Origin of the sequence: Luedemannella helvata, assembly GCF_039528415.1 — a bacterium.
Lineage (GTDB): Bacteria > Actinomycetota > Actinomycetes > Mycobacteriales > Micromonosporaceae > Luedemannella > Luedemannella helvata.
Genome location: NZ_BAAALS010000015.1, coordinates 149981 through 168968 on the forward strand (window position 1 = coordinate 149981; position 18988 = coordinate 168968).

17 protein-coding genes and 2 pseudogenes are annotated in these 18988 nt (G+C 71.6%); 11 read left to right on the top strand and 8 right to left on the bottom strand.

Annotated elements, in window-relative coordinates:
- Positions 1–23 precede the first annotated feature (23 nt).
- Positions 24–1397 (top strand): aminotransferase class I/II-fold pyridoxal phosphate-dependent enzyme, encoded by a 1374-nt coding sequence (locus ABD191_RS16830; RefSeq protein ID WP_344082630.1) that lies wholly within the window; start codon positions 24–26, stop codon positions 1395–1397.
- Between the two features lie 6 nt (positions 1398–1403).
- Here ABD191_RS16830 and ABD191_RS16835 read toward each other — a convergent pair whose 3' ends face one another.
- Genes ABD191_RS16835 through ABD191_RS16845 form a run of 3 tightly spaced genes read right to left on the bottom strand, consistent with a single transcriptional unit; the run spans position 1404 to position 4755 of the window.
- Positions 1404–1859, bottom strand: coding sequence for a response regulator (locus ABD191_RS16835; RefSeq protein ID WP_425560736.1), 456 nt, complete (start codon positions 1857–1859; stop codon positions 1404–1406).
- Positions 1859–3520, bottom strand: coding sequence for a sensor histidine kinase (locus ABD191_RS16840; protein WP_344082634.1), 1662 nt, complete (start codon positions 3518–3520; stop codon positions 1859–1861). The genes ABD191_RS16835 and ABD191_RS16840 overlap by 1 nt, the downstream gene beginning before the upstream one ends.
- Positions 3517–4755 carry a PP2C family protein-serine/threonine phosphatase gene (locus tag ABD191_RS16845; RefSeq protein ID WP_344082636.1) on the bottom strand — a complete coding sequence of 413 codons (1239 nt, stop codon included), beginning with the start codon at positions 4753–4755 and terminating at the stop codon, positions 3517–3519. Before ABD191_RS16845 ends, ABD191_RS16840 begins: the two co-directional genes overlap by 4 nt.
- Before the next feature lie 184 nt (positions 4756–4939).
- On the opposite strand from ABD191_RS16845, the gene ABD191_RS16850 reads away from it, so the two are divergent.
- The 9 genes and pseudogenes from ABD191_RS16850 to rny all read left to right on the top strand — a co-directional run bounded on the left by ABD191_RS16850 (position 4940) and on the right by rny (position 13750).
- The gene (locus ABD191_RS16850; protein WP_425560735.1) at positions 4940–6403 is read left to right on the top strand and encodes a GH1 family beta-glucosidase; all 1464 of its coding nucleotides are present in this window, start codon (positions 4940–4942) and stop codon (positions 6401–6403) included.
- Positions 6404–6452: 49 nt separating this feature from the next.
- Complete coding sequence (locus ABD191_RS16855; protein ID WP_344082638.1) at positions 6453–6767, top strand: hypothetical protein; 315 nt, start codon at positions 6453–6455, stop codon at positions 6765–6767.
- A 13-nt stretch (positions 6768–6780) separates the two neighbouring features.
- Positions 6781–8085: an MFS transporter gene (locus ABD191_RS16860; RefSeq protein ID WP_425560737.1), complete on the top strand. Its 1305-nt coding sequence runs from the start codon at positions 6781–6783 to the stop codon at positions 8083–8085.
- Positions 8072–8272, top strand: a complete 201-nt coding sequence (locus ABD191_RS16865) for a DUF3046 domain-containing protein (RefSeq protein WP_344082642.1) — start codon at positions 8072–8074, stop codon at positions 8270–8272. The genes ABD191_RS16860 and ABD191_RS16865 overlap by 14 nt, the downstream gene beginning before the upstream one ends.
- Before the next feature lie 165 nt (positions 8273–8437).
- Positions 8438–9052, top strand: a pseudogene (recA, locus tag ABD191_RS16870) (recombinase RecA); the annotation flags it as partial.
- 3 nt (positions 9053–9055) lie between these two features.
- A pseudogene (locus tag ABD191_RS16875) lies at positions 9056–9904 on the top strand (LAGLIDADG endonuclease); the annotation flags it as partial.
- A gap of 171 nt (positions 9905–10075) precedes the next feature.
- Positions 10076–10573 (top strand): hypothetical protein, encoded by a 498-nt coding sequence (locus ABD191_RS16880; RefSeq protein ID WP_344082674.1) that lies wholly within the window; start codon positions 10076–10078, stop codon positions 10571–10573.
- 16 nt (positions 10574–10589) lie between these two features.
- The gene (locus ABD191_RS16885) at positions 10590–11315 is read left to right on the top strand and encodes a regulatory protein RecX (protein WP_344082644.1); all 726 of its coding nucleotides are present in this window, start codon (positions 10590–10592) and stop codon (positions 11313–11315) included.
- Positions 11316–11968: 653 nt separating this feature from the next.
- Positions 11969–13750: a ribonuclease Y gene (rny, locus tag ABD191_RS16890; protein WP_344082646.1), complete on the top strand. Its 1782-nt coding sequence runs from the start codon at positions 11969–11971 to the stop codon at positions 13748–13750.
- Between the two features lie 13 nt (positions 13751–13763).
- Here the strand turns inward: rny and ABD191_RS16895 are convergent, their stop codons facing one another.
- From ABD191_RS16895 to ABD191_RS16915, 5 genes are all read right to left on the bottom strand, one after another.
- Entirely contained in the window at positions 13764–14558 is a 795-nt protein-coding gene (locus ABD191_RS16895) for an amino acid ABC transporter permease (RefSeq protein ID WP_344082648.1), read from the bottom strand.
- Entirely contained in the window at positions 14555–15211 is a 657-nt protein-coding gene (locus ABD191_RS16900) for an amino acid ABC transporter permease (protein WP_344082650.1), read from the bottom strand. Before ABD191_RS16900 ends, ABD191_RS16895 begins: the two co-directional genes overlap by 4 nt.
- Positions 15212–15278: 67 nt before the next feature.
- Positions 15279–16211 carry a glutamate ABC transporter substrate-binding protein gene (locus ABD191_RS16905; protein WP_344082652.1) on the bottom strand — a complete coding sequence of 311 codons (933 nt, stop codon included), beginning with the start codon at positions 16209–16211 and terminating at the stop codon, positions 15279–15281.
- A gap of 54 nt (positions 16212–16265) precedes the next feature.
- The gene (locus ABD191_RS16910) at positions 16266–17018 is read right to left on the bottom strand and encodes an amino acid ABC transporter ATP-binding protein (RefSeq protein WP_344082654.1); all 753 of its coding nucleotides are present in this window, start codon (positions 17016–17018) and stop codon (positions 16266–16268) included.
- A 104-nt stretch (positions 17019–17122) separates the two neighbouring features.
- Entirely contained in the window at positions 17123–17353 is a 231-nt protein-coding gene (locus ABD191_RS16915) for a DUF2277 domain-containing protein (protein WP_344082656.1), read from the bottom strand.
- Between the two features lie 38 nt (positions 17354–17391).
- Between ABD191_RS16915 and miaB the strand changes: the two genes are divergently transcribed.
- Positions 17392–18873: a tRNA (N6-isopentenyl adenosine(37)-C2)-methylthiotransferase MiaB gene (miaB, locus tag ABD191_RS16920; protein WP_344082658.1), complete on the top strand. Its 1482-nt coding sequence runs from the start codon at positions 17392–17394 to the stop codon at positions 18871–18873.
- Positions 18874–18988 lie beyond the last annotated feature (115 nt).

The window sequence follows — 18988 nt, forward strand, 5'->3', positions numbered from 1 at the left end:
TGTTCTAGTACAATCTCGAAACTGTGGCAGTACAGTATCAGGGCGGTGGCGCGCGCGCCGACGGGATTTCGGGTGGCACCTCCGCGGCCATCGCGGCGAGCGTCGAGGCGGGCGTGCGGTCGGGCGCCCTGCCGGCCGACGCGGCGCTGCCGCCCGTGCGGCGGCTAGCGGCCGACCTCGGCGTCACGGCGGTCACGGTCGCGGCGGCCTACCGCACGCTGCGCGACCGCGGCGTGATCGAGACCGCCTGCCGGCACGGGACCCGGGTCCGCGCCCGGCCGCCCGTCAGCCCCGCCGAACCGCTGACGGGCGCCGGAACGCGGCGGTCGGACCGGCCCGCGGTGCCGGCCGGGGTCCGCGACCTGTCGCGGGGCGAGCCGGACGTTTCCCTACTGCCGCGGTTGCGCGACGCGCTGGCGCGCGTCGCGGTGGACCCGGCGCCCGCGAACTACTCGGGCGGGGGGCCGCTGCCCGAACTGCTGGACCTGGCCGCCGCCCGGCTGGCCGCCAAGGGCGTGCCCGTCCCGGCGCTCACGGTCGTGTCGGGGGCCTTGGACGCCATCGAGCGGGTCCTCGGCGCCCACCTGCGCACCGGCGACCGGGTCGGCGTGGAGGACCCCGGCTGGGCCAACCTGATCGACCTGGTGGCGGCGCTCGGCCTGGTCGCGGTGCCGATCCCGGTCGACGCCGAGGGGCCCACGGTCGACGGCGTCACCCGCGCCCTCGACGCGGGCGTGGCCGCCGTCATCGTGACCGCCCGCGCGCAGAACCCCACGGGCGGCGCGGTGTCCCCGGCGCGCGCCGCCGCGCTGCGGCCGGCGTTCGCGGCCCGCCCCGACGTCCTCCTGATCGAGGACGACCACTCCGGTGACCTGGACGACCTGCCGCTCGCGCCGCTGGCCGGCGCCGGCCGTCGCTGGGCGTTCGTCGAGTCGGTCTCCAAGGCCTACGGTCCGGACCTGCGGGTGGCCGTGGTCGCCGGCGACGAGACCACGATCGCCCGGGTCGAGGGCCGGCTGCGACTGGGCGCCGGCTGGGTCTCCACCCTGCTGCAACGGGTCGTGCTCGATCTGTGGCGCGACGGGGACGTGCGCTCGCTGATCGCCGCCGCCGGCCCGGAGTACGCCCGCCGGCGCGACGCCCTCGTCGCCGCCCTCGCGGCGCGCGGCATCGCGGTGAGCTCGCGCTCGGGCTTCAACGTGTGGGTACCGGTTCCCGACGAGACCGTCGCCGTCACCGCCCTGCGCGACGCGGGCTGGGCGGTCGCCCCCGGCTCGCGGTTCCGCCTGGCCAGCCCGCCCGGCATCCGGATCAGCGCGAGCGCCCTGGCCCCCGATGAGTGCCCGGCCCTCGCGGAGATCATCGCCTCCCGGGGCCCGGTGCCGCTCGCGCGCTGACGGGTGTTACCGGTCGACGCGAGGGGGCAGGCGGACGACGCTGACGAAGAAGTCGTCGATCTGGCGGACGACCGTGATGAACTGCTCGAAGTCGACCGGCTTGGTGACGTACGCGTTGGCGTGCAGGGAGTAGCTGCGCAGGATGTCCTCGTCAGCGGCCGAGGTGGTCAGGACGACGACCGGGATGCGGCGCAGTTCCTCGTCGGCCTTGATCTCGGCGAGCACCTCGCGGCCGTCACGGCGGGGGAGGTTCAGGTCGAGCAGGATCAGGTCGGGGCGGACCGCGTCGGAGTATTCGCCCTCCTGGCGCAGGTAGGCCAGCGCCTCGGCGCCGTCGGAGACGACCGCGAGCCGGTTGTTGACCTTGTGCTCCTCGAACGCCTCACGCGTCATGAGCACGTCGCCCGGGTCGTCCTCGACGAGGAGCACCTCTATGGGGCTCAGCCGTTCGGTCGGGGTCATCATGCCGAGGTCTCCTCAAGGTGTGGTGCGGCGTGGGTCGCGCCGGGCGCCTCCCCGTTCTGCGGAGACGATGTCTGCGGGTCGGCGGTGTCGGTCGCCGGCAGGGTGAAGCGGATGGTCGCGCCGGGGCCGTCGCTCGGCGCCACCCAGATGCGACCACCATGGTATTCGACGATCTTCTTGGCGATGGCCAGGCCGATACCCGTGCCGGGATACGTCTCGCGGGCGTGGAGCCGCTGGAAGATGACGAACACCTTCTCGGCGAACTCGTCCTCGATGCCGATGCCGTTGTCGGCGCAGCTGACCTCCCAGTCGTCGCCCACGCGGGCGACGCTCACGTGCACCGTCGCCGGCACGTCCGGGCGGCGGAACTTCAGCGAGTTGCTGACGAGGTTGGCCAGCAGATTCACCAGCAGCCGCTCCTCGCCCCGCACCACCGGCAGGTCGTCGTCCCAGGTGAGGGTCGCCTTGGCCGCGGTGAGACCCGCCTCGGTCTGCGCGGTGACCTCGGTCATGACCTGTTCGAGGGAGACCTCCGTGAAGCCGGCGGTGTTGCGACCGATGCGCGAGAAGGCGAGCAGGTCGTTGATGAGGCGCTGCATGCGCTGCGCGCCGTTGACCGCGAACGCGATGTACTGGTCGGCGCGCTCATCGAGCTGCCCGGCGTAGCGGCGCTGCAACAGCTGGCAGAAGCTCGCCACCTTGCGCAGCGGCTCCTGCAGGTCGTGCGAGGCGACGTAGGCGAACTGCTCCAGGTCACGGTTGGACCGCTCCAGCTCGGTGGCCTGCGCCTCCAACCGGAGGTTGTTGGCCTCGATGACCGCGCGGGCGGCCTCCACCTCGCTGAGGTCGGCGGCGATGCGCGCGCGCATGCGGTCCACGTCGCGGGCGAGCCGGGCCAGCTCGGGTGGGCCGGGACTGGAGATCTCAAGGTCGTAGTCGCCGGTCGCGACCGTGCGGACCTGAGCGGCGAGGTCGCTGACGGGTCGGATCACCAGGCGTTGCAGCAGCAGCACCATGCCGATGCCGCCGAGCAGCACGACCGCCGCGGCGGCGAAGAGCACCCACACGACCCGGGTGCTGGAACTCTTCACGGTGTCGGCACTGTCGTTGCGGATCTGCACGATGCTCGCCTGCAGGTTCGCGACGGCGGCGCGGATGTCGTCGAACGGCCTCGTGGCCTGTTGGTTGAGGAACTCCTGTGCGGGAACGGTGCCCTGGTCGCGGACCAGCGCGATGGCCGGCTCGGCCACGTCGCGGCGCCACTGCTCGGCGCGTTCGGTCACGATGGCGAGCTGCTCCTTCACCGTGGCCGTCGCGGCCGGGTTCGTCGCGATCGCGGCCGTGAGGGCCTGCTGGTTGGCCTGGCCCTTGGCGTACGGCTCCAGGTCGGCCGTGCCGCCGCGCAGCGCGTACCCCCGCATGCCGGTCTCCTGGTCGAGCAGGGACTGCATGAGGTCGTTGGCGCCGGTGCGCATGGGGCCGATGTCGTCGAGCAGGGTGTCCAGCGAGCTGCGGGTCGTGAGGGCGGTCGTCGCGGCGCCGCCGGCGAGCAACAGGATGATCGCGACGAGCAGTCCGCAGAGGGCCGCGACGCGGGTGCGCAGTGACCAGTCGCCGCCGGGCAGCCGACGGGCCGGCGAGGTCCTGACGTCGCTCACCGGCCACCGTCACGGCTGGTGAGCAGGAGCATGGCGACATCGTCGACGAGCGGGCCGCCGTTGAACTCCTCGGCGCGCCCGACGAGCCAGGCGGGCAGGTCGGGTAGCGGCACCGCGCGGCCCTCCGGTGTCGACAGCAGCGTGCAGAGCCGTTCGACGCCGAGGCGCTCCGTACCGTCGCCGTACCGGCCCTCGATGAGCCCGTCGGTGTACATGAGCAAGGACCAGTCCTCCGAGTCCAGGTCGACATGCGCGGTCGGGCGGATCGCGCCCGGGACGACGCCCAGCACGGTGCCGAACGCGGCGGGCAGCGGAGCGCAACGCCCGTGCGAGAGCAGCAGGGGCGGGGGGTGCCCGGCCAACCGTACCGCGACCCGGGACTGGGCCAGATCGACCGTGACCGTGGCGACCGTGGCGAAGATCTCCTCGGCGGCGCGCTCGGTGACCAGCACCTGCTCGACGGCGGCCAGCACGGCCTCCTCGGGCACCCCGGCGAGGGTGAGCGCGCGCCAGCCCACGCGCAGCATGACACCGAGCGCGGCCTCGTCGATGTCGTGGCCGGCCACGTCGCCCACGAGCAGGTCGATCCGGTCGGGACCGGTCTGCACGACGTCGTAGAAGTCGCCGCCCAGCGTCGCGCTGTGCCGGCCGGGGCGGTAGAACATGTGCACACCGATGGCGTCGGTCTTCTTCACCGGCTGGGGGAGCAGGCCGCGTTCCAGGCGGGCCGACTCCTGCTGGCGCATCTCGATCTCGCGCAGCCGCATGGCGTTCTCGTCGAGGCGCTTGCGGGAGACCGCGTAGTGCAGAGCGCGGGACAGGCCGGCCCCGTCCACCTGGCCCTTGATGAGATAGTCCTCGGCGCCGCGGGCGACCGCCTCCATGCCGAGGGCCTCGTCACCCAGGCCGGTGAGCACACACACCGCCGTACGGTCGGCGACCGAGAGCAACTGCTCCAGCGCGCCGAGGCCCTGCGCGTCCGGCAGGCCGAGGTCGAGCAGCACGCAGTCGACGCCGTCGAGCATGCCGCGGGCCTCCGCGATCGTGAACGCCTGCACGACGTCGATGGGCGCGTTGGCGATCGCGAGCTCGTCCTGCACGATCATCGCGTCCTGCTCGTCGTCCTCCACGAGGAGGACGCGCAACCGGTGCGAGCGCACCGCGGTGCGGTCATCGCCGATCGCGGACCGCGCGGGAACCGGCACGGGGGCGTGCCCGTTCATCTGCGTGGCCATCTGCGCTCGTCGCTCCTTCGGAAGGGATCGTCCCGTAGCTGGCGATGGTCTACCACATCACCGGCGGCGGCAGACAGCCGAACCGCCCGCCGGGACCGATCGTAACCGGGCGGGAACCTGACGGCTCCCTCGTGACTCGGCACGGTGATCGACCGTGCGCTGACGTCCCGTTAAAGGAGAAAACATGACATCACCGCCGATAGCGGGGTTGTCGCGGCGCGCGCTCCTGCGTGGCGCGGCCGTAGCGGCGGCCGCCACGGCCGGCGCGCCGGTGCTGGCCGCGTGCGGCCGGTCGGCCACGCAGACCGCGCCGACGCAGGCCGGTCCGCTGGGCCTGACGTTCCCCGGGACGTTCGTGTTCGGCGCCGCCACCTCGGCTTACCAGATCGAGGGGGCGGCGGCCGAGGACGGGCGCGGGCCGTCGATCTGGGACACCTTCAGCCATACGCCGAACAACGTGCGCAACGGCGATACCGGTGACGTGGCGGCCGATCACTACCACAGGTGGACAGAGGACCTCGATCTCGTCAAGTCCCTGGGTCTGGGTTCATACCGGTTCTCCATCTCGTGGTCGCGGGTGCTGCCCACCGGCACGGGCACGGTGAACCGGAAGGGACTGGACTTCTACAAGCGACTCATCGAGGGCATGCGCGAGCGCGGCATCGCCCCGGTGGCCACGATGTTCCACTGGGATCTGCCGCAGGCCCTGCAGGACCGGGGCGGCTGGGAGAACCGGGACTGCGCCAGCTGGTTCGCCGACTACGCGCAGGTGCTCTACCGGGAACTGGGCGACCTGGTGCCGACCTGGCTCACCCTCAACGAGCCCAAGACGGTCGTGCAGGTCGGCTACCAGTTCGGCGCGCACGCGCCGGGCAGGCGGGACACCCGTGCGTCGCTCGTGGTGGCGCACCACCTGCTGCTCGCCCACGGGCTGGCCGTGCGGGCCTACCGCGCCGCGGGCGGCACGGGCCGCATCGGGCCCGCGCTCAACCTCGCCCCCGCGTACCCGGTGGACGACAGCGAGCCGGCGCGCGAGGCCGCGCTGCTCGCGGACGGCGTGGAGAACCGCCTGTACCTCGACCCGATCCTCAAGGGCGCCTACCCGGCCGACGTGGTGGCGACGTGGGCCCCGGACGAGCCCGTGCGCGCCGCGATCCGCCCCGGGGACCTCGCGGTGATCGCCTCGCCGGTCGACATCCTCGCGGTGCAGTACTACAACCCCGTCTTCGTCACCGCCAACGGCGACCGCGCCCAGGTCAAGCCCACCTCCGAGGCGAGTTGGCAGCAGATCTACCCCGAGGGCCTGTTCGACGTGCTCACCCGGATCAAGCGCGACTACGGCGACCTTCCGATCACCATCACGGAGAACGGCATTCCGGTCGACGACGCCCCCGACGCGGCCGGGAAGGTCAACGACGGGCCGCGCGTCGCCTTCCTGCGCGATCACCTCGCCGCCGCGCACCGTGCGCTTCAATCGGGCGTACGCCTTGAGAGCTACCACGTGTGGTCGTTACTGGACAACTTCGAGTGGGCCGAGGGATACGCCCAGCGCTGGGGCATCACCTATGTGGACTTCGCGACCCAGAAGCGCATCCCGAAGGCGAGCGCCGAGTGGTACCGGACGGTGGCGACCAGCCGGCGACTGTGACTTTCAGTAGCGCTTGGCAAGGCGCGGGGAGTGCGACAGACTGCGCGTCATGGATGAACGCGGCGAGCCGGACATGGCGACGCGCGTCAACGGCCACGCGGACGAACACCCGGTCGACGGGTACGCCGACGAGGACTTCGTCGACGACCGGGCGATCGACCGGGACGACCTCATCTTCCTGGTCTTCGCGCTGGTGGCGGGCGCGCTGCTCGCGCTCTACCACCCGCCGCTCGGGCTCATCACGCTCTGGGTCTTCACGGTGGCCGCCTGGGTGCGCCGCCGGCACCCCGTCGTGCGGTGGGCGCTGACGTTCTTCGCGGTCGTGGGACTGTTGGGCGTTCTCGCCGTCACCGTGACGTCGTAGTCTCGGCGTCGTGCTGATCACGAAGGCGCCGCATCCGTCCACTGTGCCCGATCGCGCGCGGGTGGCGCGCGTGCAGCGCCGTACGCTCTGGCTGCTGTCGGCCACCCAGGTCGTGGGCGGCGTGGGGATGGCGACCGGCATCGCCGTCGGCGCCCTGCTCGCCGCCGACCTGGGTGGTGTCGCCGTGTCCGGGTTCGCGCAGAGCGCGCTCGTCGTCGGCGCGGCGCTGCTCGCCCTGCCGGTCGCCCGCGTCATGCGCGGCCGGGGCCGCCGGCCGGGCCTCACGCTCGCGTACCTGGTCGGCGCCCTCGGCGCGGCACTCGTGGTCGTGGCGGCGGCCCGCGGGTCGCTGCTGCTGCTGTTCGCCGGGCTGTTTCTGTTCGGCGGCGGCTCGGCCGCCAACCTGCAGGTGCGCTACGCCGCCATGGACCTCGCCCCGCCCGACCGGCGGGGCCGCCACCTGTCGATCGTGGTCTGGGCGGCCACGGTCGGGGCGGTCGCCGGCCCCAACCTCGCGCCCTGGGCCGACAAGACCGCCCGGGGCGCCGGGCAGGCCGGGTACACCGGGCCGTTCGCGGTCAGCGTGGTCGCCTTCGCGCTGGCCATGGTGCTCGTCTGGGCGCTGCTGCGGCCCGATCCGCTGGTGCTGGCGCGCGCGGTGGCCCGTACCCCGGAAAACGCGCGGACGGTGAGCGCGCCGCGGCGCGGCTTCGGCGCGGCCCTGCGCGAGATCGCGGCGTCGCCGCGCGCCCGGGCCGGGCTCGCGGCCCTGACCATCGGGCACACCGTGATGATCGCGGTGATGACGATGACGCCGGTGCACATCGGCGAGCAGGCCCACGGCGACGTGCTGCGCGTGGTCGGCATCGTGCTGAGCCTGCACATCGCCGGGATGTACGGGGTGTCGCTGGTCACGGGCTGGCTCACCGACCGGATCGGGCGGCCCGCGGTGATCCTCGTCGGGGTGGGGCTGCAACTGACCGCGTGCGCGGTGGCCGGCACGGCCGGGCACGACCCGGTGCGCCTCGGGGTGGGCCTCACGCTGCTCGGCATGGGCTGGTCGGGCACGATGGTCGCGGGCTCCACGCTGCTGTCCGAGTCGGTGGGCGACGCCAACCGGCCGGCCGTGCAGGGGCTGTCCGATCTGATCATGGGGCTGTCCGGGGCGACCGCCGGGGCGCTGTCCGGGCTGGTGCTGACGTGGACGTCGTACCCGACGCTCACCCTGCTGGCCGCGGTGCTGCTGGTGCCGTTGCTGGCGGCCGCCGTACGGTTGCTGGGTGTGCGTGAGGGGGCGGTGACGGGTGCGACTGACTGATTTCTGGGCGCGGCTGGAGGAGGCGTTCGGCGCGGGGTACGCGGCGAGCCTCGCCAGTGACCAGGTGCTGCCCCAACTCGGTGGGCGCACCATCCGGCAGGCCCTGGCCGCCGGCATCGACACGGTCGTCGTCTGGCGCGCCGTGGTGGCGGCCTATCCCGACCGGGTGCCGGCCCGCCTGCACTGATCCGCGTGTCCGGCTTGCGTCGTACACGTGTACGGGTATTGTCCACAGGGTGCGTGCCTGTCCACAGATCACGGCCGGCCGCTGAATCTGTCGGACCCGCCGCATAGCGTGTCCCGTGTGACGACGAAGAAGACTACGAAGACCGCGAACTCAGGGGTGGCCGACATGGCTGGTGTGCCAGACCGCGAGAAGGCGCTCACGCTCGCCCTCGCGCAGATCGACAAACAGTTCGGCAAGGGCTCGGTGATGCGCCTCGGGGAGCGCCCCGTGGCCCAGATGTCCGTGATCCCCACCGGCTCGATCGCGCTCGACGTGGCCCTCGGCGTGGGCGGCTACCCGCGCGGCCGGGTCATCGAGATCTACGGGCCGGAGTCCTCCGGCAAGACCACGGTGTCGCTGCACGCGATCGCCAACGCCCAGCGGGCCGGTGGCATCGCGGCGTTCATCGACGCCGAGCACGCCCTCGACCCGGACTACGCGCGCGCCCTGGGCGTCGACACCGACGCGCTGCTCGTCTCGCAGCCCGACACGGGTGAGCAGGCCCTGGAGATCGCCGACATGCTCGTGCGGTCCGGCGCCATCGACCTCATCGTCATCGACTCGGTGGCCGCTCTCGTGCCCCGCGCCGAGATCGAGGGCGAGATGGGCGACAGCCACGTCGGCCTGCAGGCCCGCCTCATGAGCCAGGCGCTGCGCAAGATGACCGGCGCGCTCAACAGCACCGGCACGACGGCCATCTTCATCAACCAGCTCCGCGAGAAGATCGGCGTCATGTTCGGCTGCATGTCCTACGGCACCCGGGTCACGCTCGCCGACGGCACCCAGGAGAAGATCGGCAAGATCGTCAACCAGAAGCTCGATGTCGAGGTGCTGTCGTACGACCCGCAGACCAACCGGATCGAGCCGCGCCGCGTCGTGAACTGGTTCGACAACGGCCCCACCGAGCAGTTCCTCCAGTTCACCGTCGCCCGGTCCGGCGGCAACGGCCGGGCGCAGTTCGCGGCCACCGCCAACCACCAGATCCGTACCCCCGGCGGCTGGCGCGAGGCCGGTGAGCTGATCGTGGGAGACCGCGTCATGCTCGCGGAGTCGCGTCGGCTCAGCGACCAGCAGTGGCAGGTCATCCTCGGCTCGCTGATGGGCGACGGCAACCTGTCCCCGAACCGACGTGACCGCTCCGGAGTCCGGTTCCGGCTGGGCCACGGTGCCGCGCAGGCCGACTACCTCGACTGGAAGGTCGGGCTGCTCGCCAACATCGAGCACAGCCGCCGCGTCGACGCGCGGGGCGCGGTTTTCGCCGACTTCACGCCGCTGCCCGAGCTCGACGAGCTGCGCCGCGCGGTCTACCTCGGCGACGGCAAGAAATACCTGAGCGACGAGTTCCTCAAGGCGCTCACCCCGTTGGCGCTCGCGGTGTGGTACATGGACGACGGCTCGTTCACCGTCCGCTCGAAGGGCCTGCAGGCCCGCACGGAGGGCGGCAGCGGCCGGATCGAGATCTGCGTCGAGGCGTTGAGCGAGGGCTCGCGCGACCGACTCGTGGATTACCTGCGCGACGTTCACCAGCTCGACGTCAAGCTGACCGTCCGGGGCGCCCGCCAGATCAGCGTCATCCAGTTCACCACCGCCGCGTCGGCGGCGTTCCAGGAGCTGGTCGCGGCATACGTGCCGGAGGTGATGGCCCGCAAGCTGCTCCCGCGGTTGCGGGGGCGGTGCACGGTGCGGCCGGAGTTCGTCACGGCCGATCTCGCGCTCGTGCCGGCGCGCGTTCTCGACATCCACGTCAAGCCGCGGACCCGGTCCATGCACCGCTACGACATCGAGGTCGAGGGCAGCCACAACTACTTCGTCGACGGCGTCATGGTGCACAACAGTCCCGAGACCACGACGGGCGGCCGGGCGCTGAAGTTCTACTCGTCGGTGCGCCTCGACGTGCGCCGCATCGAGAGCCTCAAGGACGGCACGGACGCGGTCGGCAACCGCACCAAGGTGAAGGTCGTCAAGAACAAGGTGGCCTCGCCGTTCAAGCAGGCCGAGTTCGACATCATGTACGGCAAGGGCATCTCGCGCGAGGGCTCGCTCATCGATGTGGGCGTCGAGCAGGCCATCATCCGCAAGTCCGGCGCGTGGTACACGTACGAGGGCGACCAGCTGGGGCAGGGCAAGGAGAACGCCCGCAACTTCCTCAAGGAGAACCCGGACGTCGCCGCCGAGATCGAGAAGAGGATCCTCGAGAAGCTGGGCGTCGGGACGAGCCCGTCCGACGCCGCCGGCCCGGCCCTGCCGCCGGTCGACTTCTGATCCGGCGGCCGCCGTCGTGCCTCCCCGACGACGCGGTGCCCGCACGGGACGGGGCTGGGATGCCGCCCCGCCCCGTGCCGGCGTCCCCGGCCAGTCTTCTTTCGCACGCCGGCGCGGCACCCCCGCGCCGGCGCCGCCCGGGTCGCCTGACGACGGTGGCTCGTCCGGCGCCGACGCGGCGGGCGGGCGGGAGCGCTCGCCCGCCGACTGGGCCGAACGCGCCCGCGAGATCTGCCTGCGCCAACTCTCGGTGCGCCCACGCACCCACGCCGAACTCGCCACCGCGTTGCGTTCGCGTGGCGTGCCGGACGACATCGCCGACGAGGTGCTGGAGCGCTACCGCGATGTCGGCATGGTCGACGACGAGGCGTTCGCCCGCGCCTGGGTGAGCAGCCGCCACAACGGCCGCGGCCTGGCCCGGCGCGCGCTCGGCAGCGAACTGCGCCGCAAGGGCGTCAACGCGGAGGCCATCACGGAGGCGCTCGCCGATCTGGACGAGGACACGGAGGCCCGCACGGCCCGCGACCTCGTGGACCGCAAGCTGCGCACCGAGCGCGGGGCGCCCGATGCCACGTTCCGGCGCCTCGTCGGCATGCTCGCCCGCAAAGGCTACCCAGCCGGCCTGGCTGTCCGCGTCGTCAAGGCCGCCATGGCCGACCGCGAGCAGACGGCGGGTTTCGCCGACGAGGTCGACACCGACGCGCTGACCGCGGCCCTGGAGGCCACCGACCACGACGCCTGACCCGCCGCTGGCGGTGCTCCGGGGTTGTGGATTCAACCGGCCGGCATGGCGACCGATTGAATCCACAAACTTCGCCGTCCCGGCTGGTGATCTTGCCACACGGTGGGACGGCGGACGATTTGTCGTTCCGTGCGGGGGTGCGCGAATGCGGGTGATCGTTAGAGTTCACCCGCAGGTGGGAACGGTGAAGGCCAGTAAGCGTGACGCGACGCGACGTACGTCCCGACTAGTGCCGGATCATGGGTCCTTGACCGGAGCGGCATCGGGCGCCTAGCCTCGCGTTACCGGGAGTCAGACACCACCGCGGAACAACCGCACAACATAGATCGCGTAACAAAATAACATCAATAGGAGCCGCATCGCAGGCGGCGCGGGTACTGCGCAACGTCCCGCGTTCGCAGTGATACGGAAGGTGAGCGTACCCGCTGCGCGCGGCACGGCGACGCCGAGCGCCCAAGGTCGACCGGGGGACAACCCCACCGGCGGCCGATGTCGTGATCCACGGCCAGAGTGACGGCCCGTGGTTCCGACAGCACACGCTCCGGCCTGCTGTCGCCTGCGCAGAAAACTGAACAGACCGCGGTGGCCACGGACTCCCGATCCAACATGGCGCGTCGTTCCCCGGAACGGCGGGCACGGGAGGGGAGGCGACGGTGGCTCCGCTGGAGATCGTGCTCACGTTCGCGGTTGTGGTGCTCGCGGTCCTTGTGATCGCCGGCGGCGCGCTGGTCATGCGCGCGCTGCGCAATCTTGAGACCGGCCCGCGAATCACCGCCGAGCGGGAGGACGCCCACGCCTCCGCCGAGGCCGACGAGCAGGCGCGCAGCCGCGCCGACGAGGCCATCAGCCAGGCGGAGAAGGCGCGGCTGGCGGCGGAGAAGGCGCTCGCCGAGACCGCCTCGGCGAAGGCGGAGGCCGCGGCGGCCCGCACGGAGGCCGCCGCCGCGCGTACGGAGGCCCAGCGCATCCTGGCCGCGGCCCGCACCGAGGCGGACGCGCTGCTGGAGCGGGCACACAAGCAGGCTGACCACGACGCGGAGCAGGCCCGGGTGGCCGCGCGGCGGGCCGGCGAGCGCGAGGTCGCCAGCCTGACCGCCGTCGCCCGGGAGCAGGCCGCCGACGCCGAGCGCCGCCAGCGCCGCCTCGACGAGCGTGAGCGGCTGCTCGCCGACGAGGCGGAGCGGCTCGCCGACCGCGACCGCCGGTCCGCCGCCCACGACGCCGACCTGACCGAGCGCGAAGGCGCCCTGGTGGTCCGGGAGGCGGAGCTGACGGCGGCCGAGGAGATGTACCGCCGGGAACTGGAGCGCATCGGCGGGCTGACCACCGAGGCCGCCCGGGCGGAACTCATCGAGTCCATCGAGGGTCAGGCGAAGCGGGACGCGGCCATCCTGGTCCGCGACATCGAGCACGACGCGCGCAACACCGCCGAGCAGCGGGCCCGGCACATCGTCGTCGACGCGATCCAGCGGGTCGCCAGCGAGCAGACCGCCGAGAGCGTGGTCAGCGTGCTGCACCTGCCCAGCGACGAGATGAAGGGCCGCATCATCGGCCGCGAGGGCCGCAACATCCGGGCGTTCGAGTCGGTCACCGGCGTCAACCTGATCATCGACGACACCCCCGAGGCGGTGCTGCTGTCGTGTTTTGATCCCGTGCGGCGCGAGGTGGGCCGCCTCACGCTGGAGAAGCTGGTCCTCGACGGCCGCATCCACCCGCACCGCATCGAGGAGGTCTACGACGCCGCCCGGCACGAGGTGGAGCGCATGTGCGACCGGGCCGCGGAGGAGGCGCTCGTCGAGGTCGGCATCACCGACATGAACCCGGAGCTGATGACCCACCTGGGCCGCCTGCGCTACCGCACCAGCTACGGGCAGAACGTCCTCAAGCATCTGGTGGAGACCGCGCACATCGCCGGCATCATGGCCGCCGAGCTGCGCCTGGACCCCCAGCTGATCAAGCGGTGCGCGTTCCTGCACGACATCGGCAAGGCGCTCACGCACGAGGTGGAGGGCAGCCACGCCCTCATCGGCGCGGACCTGGCCCGCAAGTACGGCGAGCCGGAGGAGGTCGTGCACGCCATCGAGGCGCACCACAACGAGGTCGCCCCGCAGACCCTGGAGGCCGTGCTGACCCAGGCCTCGGACGCCTGCTCGGGCGGTCGGCCGGGCGCCCGGCGGGAGAGCCTGGAGGCGTACGTGAAGCGGCTGGAGCGCATCGAGGAGATCGCGTCGGCGAAGCAGGGCGTGGAGAAGGTGTTCGCCATGCAGGCCGGCCGCGAGATCCGGGTCATGGTGCGCCCCGACGACGTGGACGACATCGGCGCCTCGGTGCTGGCCCGCGACGTGGCCAAGCAGATCGAGGAGGAGCTGACCTACCCGGGCCAGATCCGCGTCACGGTCGTGCGCGAGTCGCGCTCGTCCGAGGTGGCCCGCTAGGCAGAGCTGTCCGCTAGCGCAGGCGGCGACGCAGCCACCAGGCGAACGCCGACAGCGCCCCGCAGATGCTGATGTAGATCGTGCCGATCACCAGGTACGCCGGCACGTACGGCAGGTCGAAGGCGAGCCGCCCGCCGATCGCCTTGCCGACGTACAGCAGTTCCGGGTACGCGATGATGAAGCCCAGCGCGGTGTCCTTGAGCAGCACGACGAGCTGGCTGACCAGCGCCGGCAGCATGGCCCGGAACGCCTGGGGGAGCAGGATCAGCCGCATGAGCTGGCTCTTGCGCAGGCCCAGGGAGTACGCCGCCTCGGTCTGTCCCCGCGGCACGGCGTTGATGCCGGCGCGCAGGATCTCGGCGAGTACCGACCCGTTGTAGAGCGTCAGGCCCAGGACGAGAGCCCAGATCGTGTCGATGCGCCAGCCGAACTGCAGCGGCACGTAGTACCCGAAGAAGATCAGAATCAGCAGCGGTACGGCTCGGAAGAACTCCACGACGGTCGTGGCAGGGGCGCGCAAGAGCGCGTTGTCGCTGAGCCGGCCGGCGGCCAGGACGACCGCCAGGAGGCAGGCGAGCACCGCGGCGATGCCGGCGGCCTTGAGCGTGTTGCCCAGGCCGGCCAGGATCTCCAGCTGCACGGCCTCGTACTGGAACTGCTGCCACTTGATGGCCTCGAACTGCCCGGTCGCCCAGAACCGGTAGATGATCCAGGCCACCAGCGCCACGATCGCGACCGTGGACAGCGCCCCGAAGGCCGCGTTGCGCCGCCGTGCCCTGGGCCCGGGAAGGTCATAGAGAACACTCATCGGACCACTCGCAGCCTGCGTTCCATGGACCGCTGCAGCAGGGCCAGCGGGACGATGAGGATGAGGAAGCCGATCGTGATCCAGACCAGCACCGCGAACTGGTTCTGGCCGCGCTCGGACAGGTAGGCCGGGATGGCGCCGGCCTCGAACACCGAGAAGCCGGCCGCGATCGTCGTGTTCTTCAGCATGGCGATGAACACGCTCACCAGGGGCGCCACCATCGCCCGCAGCGCCTGCGGCAGCACGACGTGCCCCAGCACCTGGCTGAAGTTCATGCCCAGCGCCCGGGCCGCCTCGGCCTGTCCGCTGGGCACGGTGTTGACGCCCGAGCGGACGACCTCGCAGACGAACGCGGCCGTGTAGACCGACAGCGCGAAGAGCGCGCTCGGCACGAAGTCGATGTTCACACCCAGCTTCGGCACGGCGAACACCATGAACGCGAAGACGAGCGTCAGCGGTGTGTTGCGGATCAGGTTGACGTAGGTGGCGCCGAAGGCGCGCAGCGCCGGGATGGGGGAGACCCGCATCGCGCCGAGCACGGTGCCCCACACGAGGCTGGCCGCGGCCGCGATGAGGAACAGCCGGATGGTCGTGCCGAAGCCGCGCACGAAGTCCGACCAGTTGTCGGTCAGCACCGCGAAGAACGTCTCCATGCCCCTCCCAACTCCACCGCGTGGGTGCGGCGCGGGCCGCTGGCCCGCGCCGCACCGGTGCGCAACGTCAGTACCGCTCGAGCGGCGGCGCCGTCGCCGGCGACCCCGACTTGCCGAGCGTCGCGTCGTAGATCTTCTGCCAGGTGCCGTCCTTGAACGAGGCGTCGAGCGCGTCGTTGATGAAGTCGCGCAGCGCCTTGTCGTCCTTGGCCAGGCCGATGCCGTACTTCTCCGTGCTGAAGGGCTTGCCGACCACCTTGAGCTTGTCGGGGCTCTGCGCCGCGTAGCCCTTGAGGATCGCGTCGTCCGTGGTCACCGCGTCGGTCTTGCCGTCGAGCAGCTGCGACACGCACTCCGAGTACGTCTTGAACTCGGAGATGTTGGCCGGGTCGGTGAGCTTCTCGTCACGCACCCGCTGGATCGGCGTGGAGCCGGTCGCGGAGCAGACCTTCTTGCCCTGCAGCGTCTCCTTGCCGGTGATGGCCGACTCGTCCTTGCGGACCAGCAGGTCCTGCCCGGCGATGAAGTACGGCCCGGCGAACGAGACGTCGTTCTTGCGCTGGTCGGTGATCGAGTACGTGCCGACGTAGTAGTCGATGCCGCCGCCCTTGAGCTCGGTCTCCCGGTTGGCGGAGGCGATCTCCTTGTACTCGATCTTCGACTCGTCGAAGCCGAGCTTGCTGGCCAGGTAGCGGGCGATCTCGATGTCGAAGCCGCACCGCTTGCCCTGGGTGTCCTTGTAGCCCAGGTTCGGCTGGTCGAACTTCACGCCGATGACGATCTTGCCCGCGCCCTTGGCCCGGTCGTACGTCGGGCTGCCGGTCAGCGACGGCGTCGCGGCGGTGTAGGTGATGCCGGTGTCCGCGCACGCGTCGCTCACCGGGGCGGCGCCGGTGCCGCCGGGCGTGCTCGGCGTGGGGGTGCCCTCCTTGCCGCACGCGGCGGGGGCGATGGCCAGGGCGGCCAATGCGACGATTGTCGCGATCTTCTTGATGCTCATTCACTCTCCCTCTGTCGATGCGACGCCCTTGTGGGACGGCGCACGTCGATGCGGTCAGTGCGTCAAGATCTTGGAAAGGAAGTCGCGGGCCCGCTCCGTGCGCGGGTTGGCGAAGAACTCGGCCGGCGGCGCGTCCTCCAGGAGCTGGCCGTCCGCCATGAAGATCACGCGGTTGGCCGCGTGGCGGGCGAAGCCCATCTCGTGGGTCACCACGACCATCGTCATGCCCTCGGCCGCCAGGTCGGTCATGACCGCGAGCACCTCGCCGACCATCTCCGGGTCCAGCGCGCTCGTGGGTTCGTCGAAGAGCATGGCCTTGGGCCGCATGGCGAGCGCGCGGGCGATGGCCGCCCGCTGCTGCTGGCCACCGGACAGTGCCCCCGGCAGCTTCGTGGCCTGGTTGGCGATGCCGACCCGCTCCAGCAGCGCCAGGGCCCGCTCCCGGGCCACGGCCGGCTTCTCCTTGCGCACCCGGATCGGCCCCATGGTGACGTTGTCCAGGACCGTGCGGTGCGGGAAGAGGTTGAACGACTGGAAGACCATGCCGACCTCGCTGCGCAGGCGGGCCAGCGCGCGACCCTCGGCCGGCAGCGGCACGCCGTCGAAGACGATCTCGCCGGAGTCGATCGGCTCCAGCCGGTTGATCGCCCGGCACAGCGTCGACTTGCCCGAGCCGGACGGGCCGATGACCACGACCACCTCGCCGCGCGCCACGGACAGGTCGACATCGCGCAGCACGTGCAGGTCACCGAAGTGCTTGTTGACGCCCGACATGCGGATGAGCGGATCTGTCGAGCTGTCGGTCATTCGGCGCCCCCTCGTCGACCGTCCGGCTGGCTGCGATCAACCATAAGGGCGCACACGTGGCGTGACCGGCACGCGGGCATCACAGTGTGATAACGCGCCGCATATCATCCGGTCGGGGATCGCCGCGCGCTACCGCGTACCTCGATGGTTTCCAGAAGCTCGCGGGTCGCGGCCGCGACCGCCGCGACCGCCTTGTCGAAGGCCTCGGCGTTGTGTGCGGCCGGCACCCGGAAGCCGGAGATCTTGCGGACGTACTGCAGGGCCGCGGCCTCGATGTCGTCGGCGGTCACGTCCTCCGTGAACGGCTCGCGGAGGGTCTTGATGCTGCGGCACATGCGCTGCTCCGATCGTCGCGGCTACCCTTACTACCGTCATGACTACCCCAGCTTCGCGGCCGCGTACATATGAGGTGCGCACCTACGGCTGCCAGATGAACGCGCACGACTCCGAGCGCATCTCCGGCCTCCTCGAGGATGCCGGATATGTCCGGGTCAGTGACGCGACGACCCCCGATGTCGTGGTCTTCAACACCTGCGCCGTGCGCGAGAACGCCGACAACCGCCTCTACGGCAACCTCGGCCACCTGCACCCGGTGAAGAAGGCCAACCCGGGCATGCAGATCGCCGTCGGCGGCTGCCTCGCCCAGAAGGACAAGGGCGAGATCACCAAGCGGGCGCCCTGGGTCGACGTGGTGTTCGGCACCCACAACATCGGCTCGCTGCCGGTGCTGCTGGAGCGTGCCCGGCACAACTCCGAGGCCCAGGTCGAGATCCTGGAGTCGCTGGAGGTCTTCCCCTCGACCCTGCCGACGCGGCGCGAGTCGACCTACGCGGGCTGGGTGTCGATCTCCGTGGGGTGCAACAACACGTGCACCTTCTGCATCGTGCCCAGCCTGCGCGGCACGGAGAAGGACCGCCGCCCCGGCGACATCCTCGCCGAGGTGCGCGCCCTGGTCGACGCGGGCGCCCTGGAGGTCACCCTGCTGGGCCAGAACGTCAACTCGTACGGCGTGGAGTTCGGCGACCGGTACGCGTTCGGCAAGCTGCTGCGCGCCTGCGGCGGGATCGACGGCCTGGAGCGGGTCCGGTTCACCAGCCCGCACCCGAAGGACTTCACCGACGACGTGATCGCCGCGATGGCCGAGACCCCCAACGTGTGCCACAGCCTGCACATGCCGCTGCAGTCCGGCTCGGACGCCGTGCTGAAGGCCATGCGCCGCTCCTACCGGCGCGAGCGCTACCTCGGCATCATCGACAAGGTCCGCGCCGCCATGCCGGACGCCGCGATCACCACGGACATCATCGTGGGCTTCCCGGGCGAGACCGAGGCCGACTTCCTCGACACGCTCGAGGTGGTCCGGGCCGCGCGGTTCTCCTCGGCCTTCACCTTTCAGTACTCGATCCGCCCCGGCACCCCGGCCGCCACCATGCCCGACCAGGTCCCCAAGGCCGTGGTCCAGGACCGCTACGACCGCCTCATCGCCACCCTGGAGGACATCTCCTGGGACGAGAACAAGAAGCTGGTCGGCCAGACCGTCGAGGTCCTGGTCGCGGTGGGCGAGGGCCGCAAGGACGGGCGTACGGGCCGGCTGTCCGGCCGCGCCCGCGACGGCCGGCTGGTGCACTTCGCCGGCGACGCGACCATGCGCCCGGGCGACATCGTGCACACCACGATCACGTACGCCGCCCCGCACCACCTCAACGCCGACGGTCCCGTGCTGTCGCACCGGCGCACCCGCGCGGGCGACGCCTGGGCGGCCCAGCAGGCCGCGCCGCGCCCGGCCGGTGTGCCACTCGGCCTGCCCACGATCGGCGCCCCGCCGCCGACCCCGGCGCCGGCCGGCGCCTGCGGCTGAGTCGGTTCGGGGACCGTCCTGAAAAGACGGTCCCCGACCCGCGTACCGGACGTCAGAGGTTGATCTTGCCGGCGCCGGCGCCGGCCTGGACGATGGACTTCACCGAGCTGGCCGC

Excerpts from the sequence above, each read along its gene's own strand:
- ABD191_RS16905 (WP_344082652.1), bottom strand. The coding sequence starts at position 16,211 with ATGAGCATCAAGAAGATCGCGACAATCGTCGCATTGGCCGCCCTGGCC.
- ABD191_RS16910 (WP_344082654.1), bottom strand. The coding sequence starts at position 17,018 with ATGACCGACAGCTCGACAGATCCGCTCATCCGCATGTCGGGCGTCAAC.
- ABD191_RS16855 (WP_344082638.1), top strand. The coding sequence starts at position 6,453 with ATGGATGAACGCGGCGAGCCGGACATGGCGACGCGCGTCAACGGCCAC.
- ABD191_RS16835 (WP_425560736.1), bottom strand. The coding sequence starts at position 1,859 with ATGACCCCGACCGAACGGCTGAGCCCCATAGAGGTGCTCCTCGTCGAG.
- ABD191_RS16895 (WP_344082648.1), bottom strand. The coding sequence starts at position 14,558 with ATGAGTGTTCTCTATGACCTTCCCGGGCCCAGGGCACGGCGGCGCAAC.
- ABD191_RS16845 (WP_344082636.1), bottom strand. The coding sequence starts at position 4,755 with ATGGCCACGCAGATGAACGGGCACGCCCCCGTGCCGGTTCCCGCGCGG.
- ABD191_RS16850 (WP_425560735.1), top strand. The coding sequence starts at position 4,940 with ATGACATCACCGCCGATAGCGGGGTTGTCGCGGCGCGCGCTCCTGCGT.
- miaB (WP_344082658.1), top strand. The coding sequence starts at position 17,392 with ATGACTACCCCAGCTTCGCGGCCGCGTACATATGAGGTGCGCACCTAC.
- ABD191_RS16915 (WP_344082656.1), bottom strand. The coding sequence starts at position 17,353 with ATGTGCCGCAGCATCAAGACCCTCCGCGAGCCGTTCACGGAGGACGTG.
- ABD191_RS16880 (WP_344082674.1), top strand. The coding sequence starts at position 10,076 with ATGCACCGCTACGACATCGAGGTCGAGGGCAGCCACAACTACTTCGTC.
- ABD191_RS16900 (WP_344082650.1), bottom strand. The coding sequence starts at position 15,211 with ATGGAGACGTTCTTCGCGGTGCTGACCGACAACTGGTCGGACTTCGTG.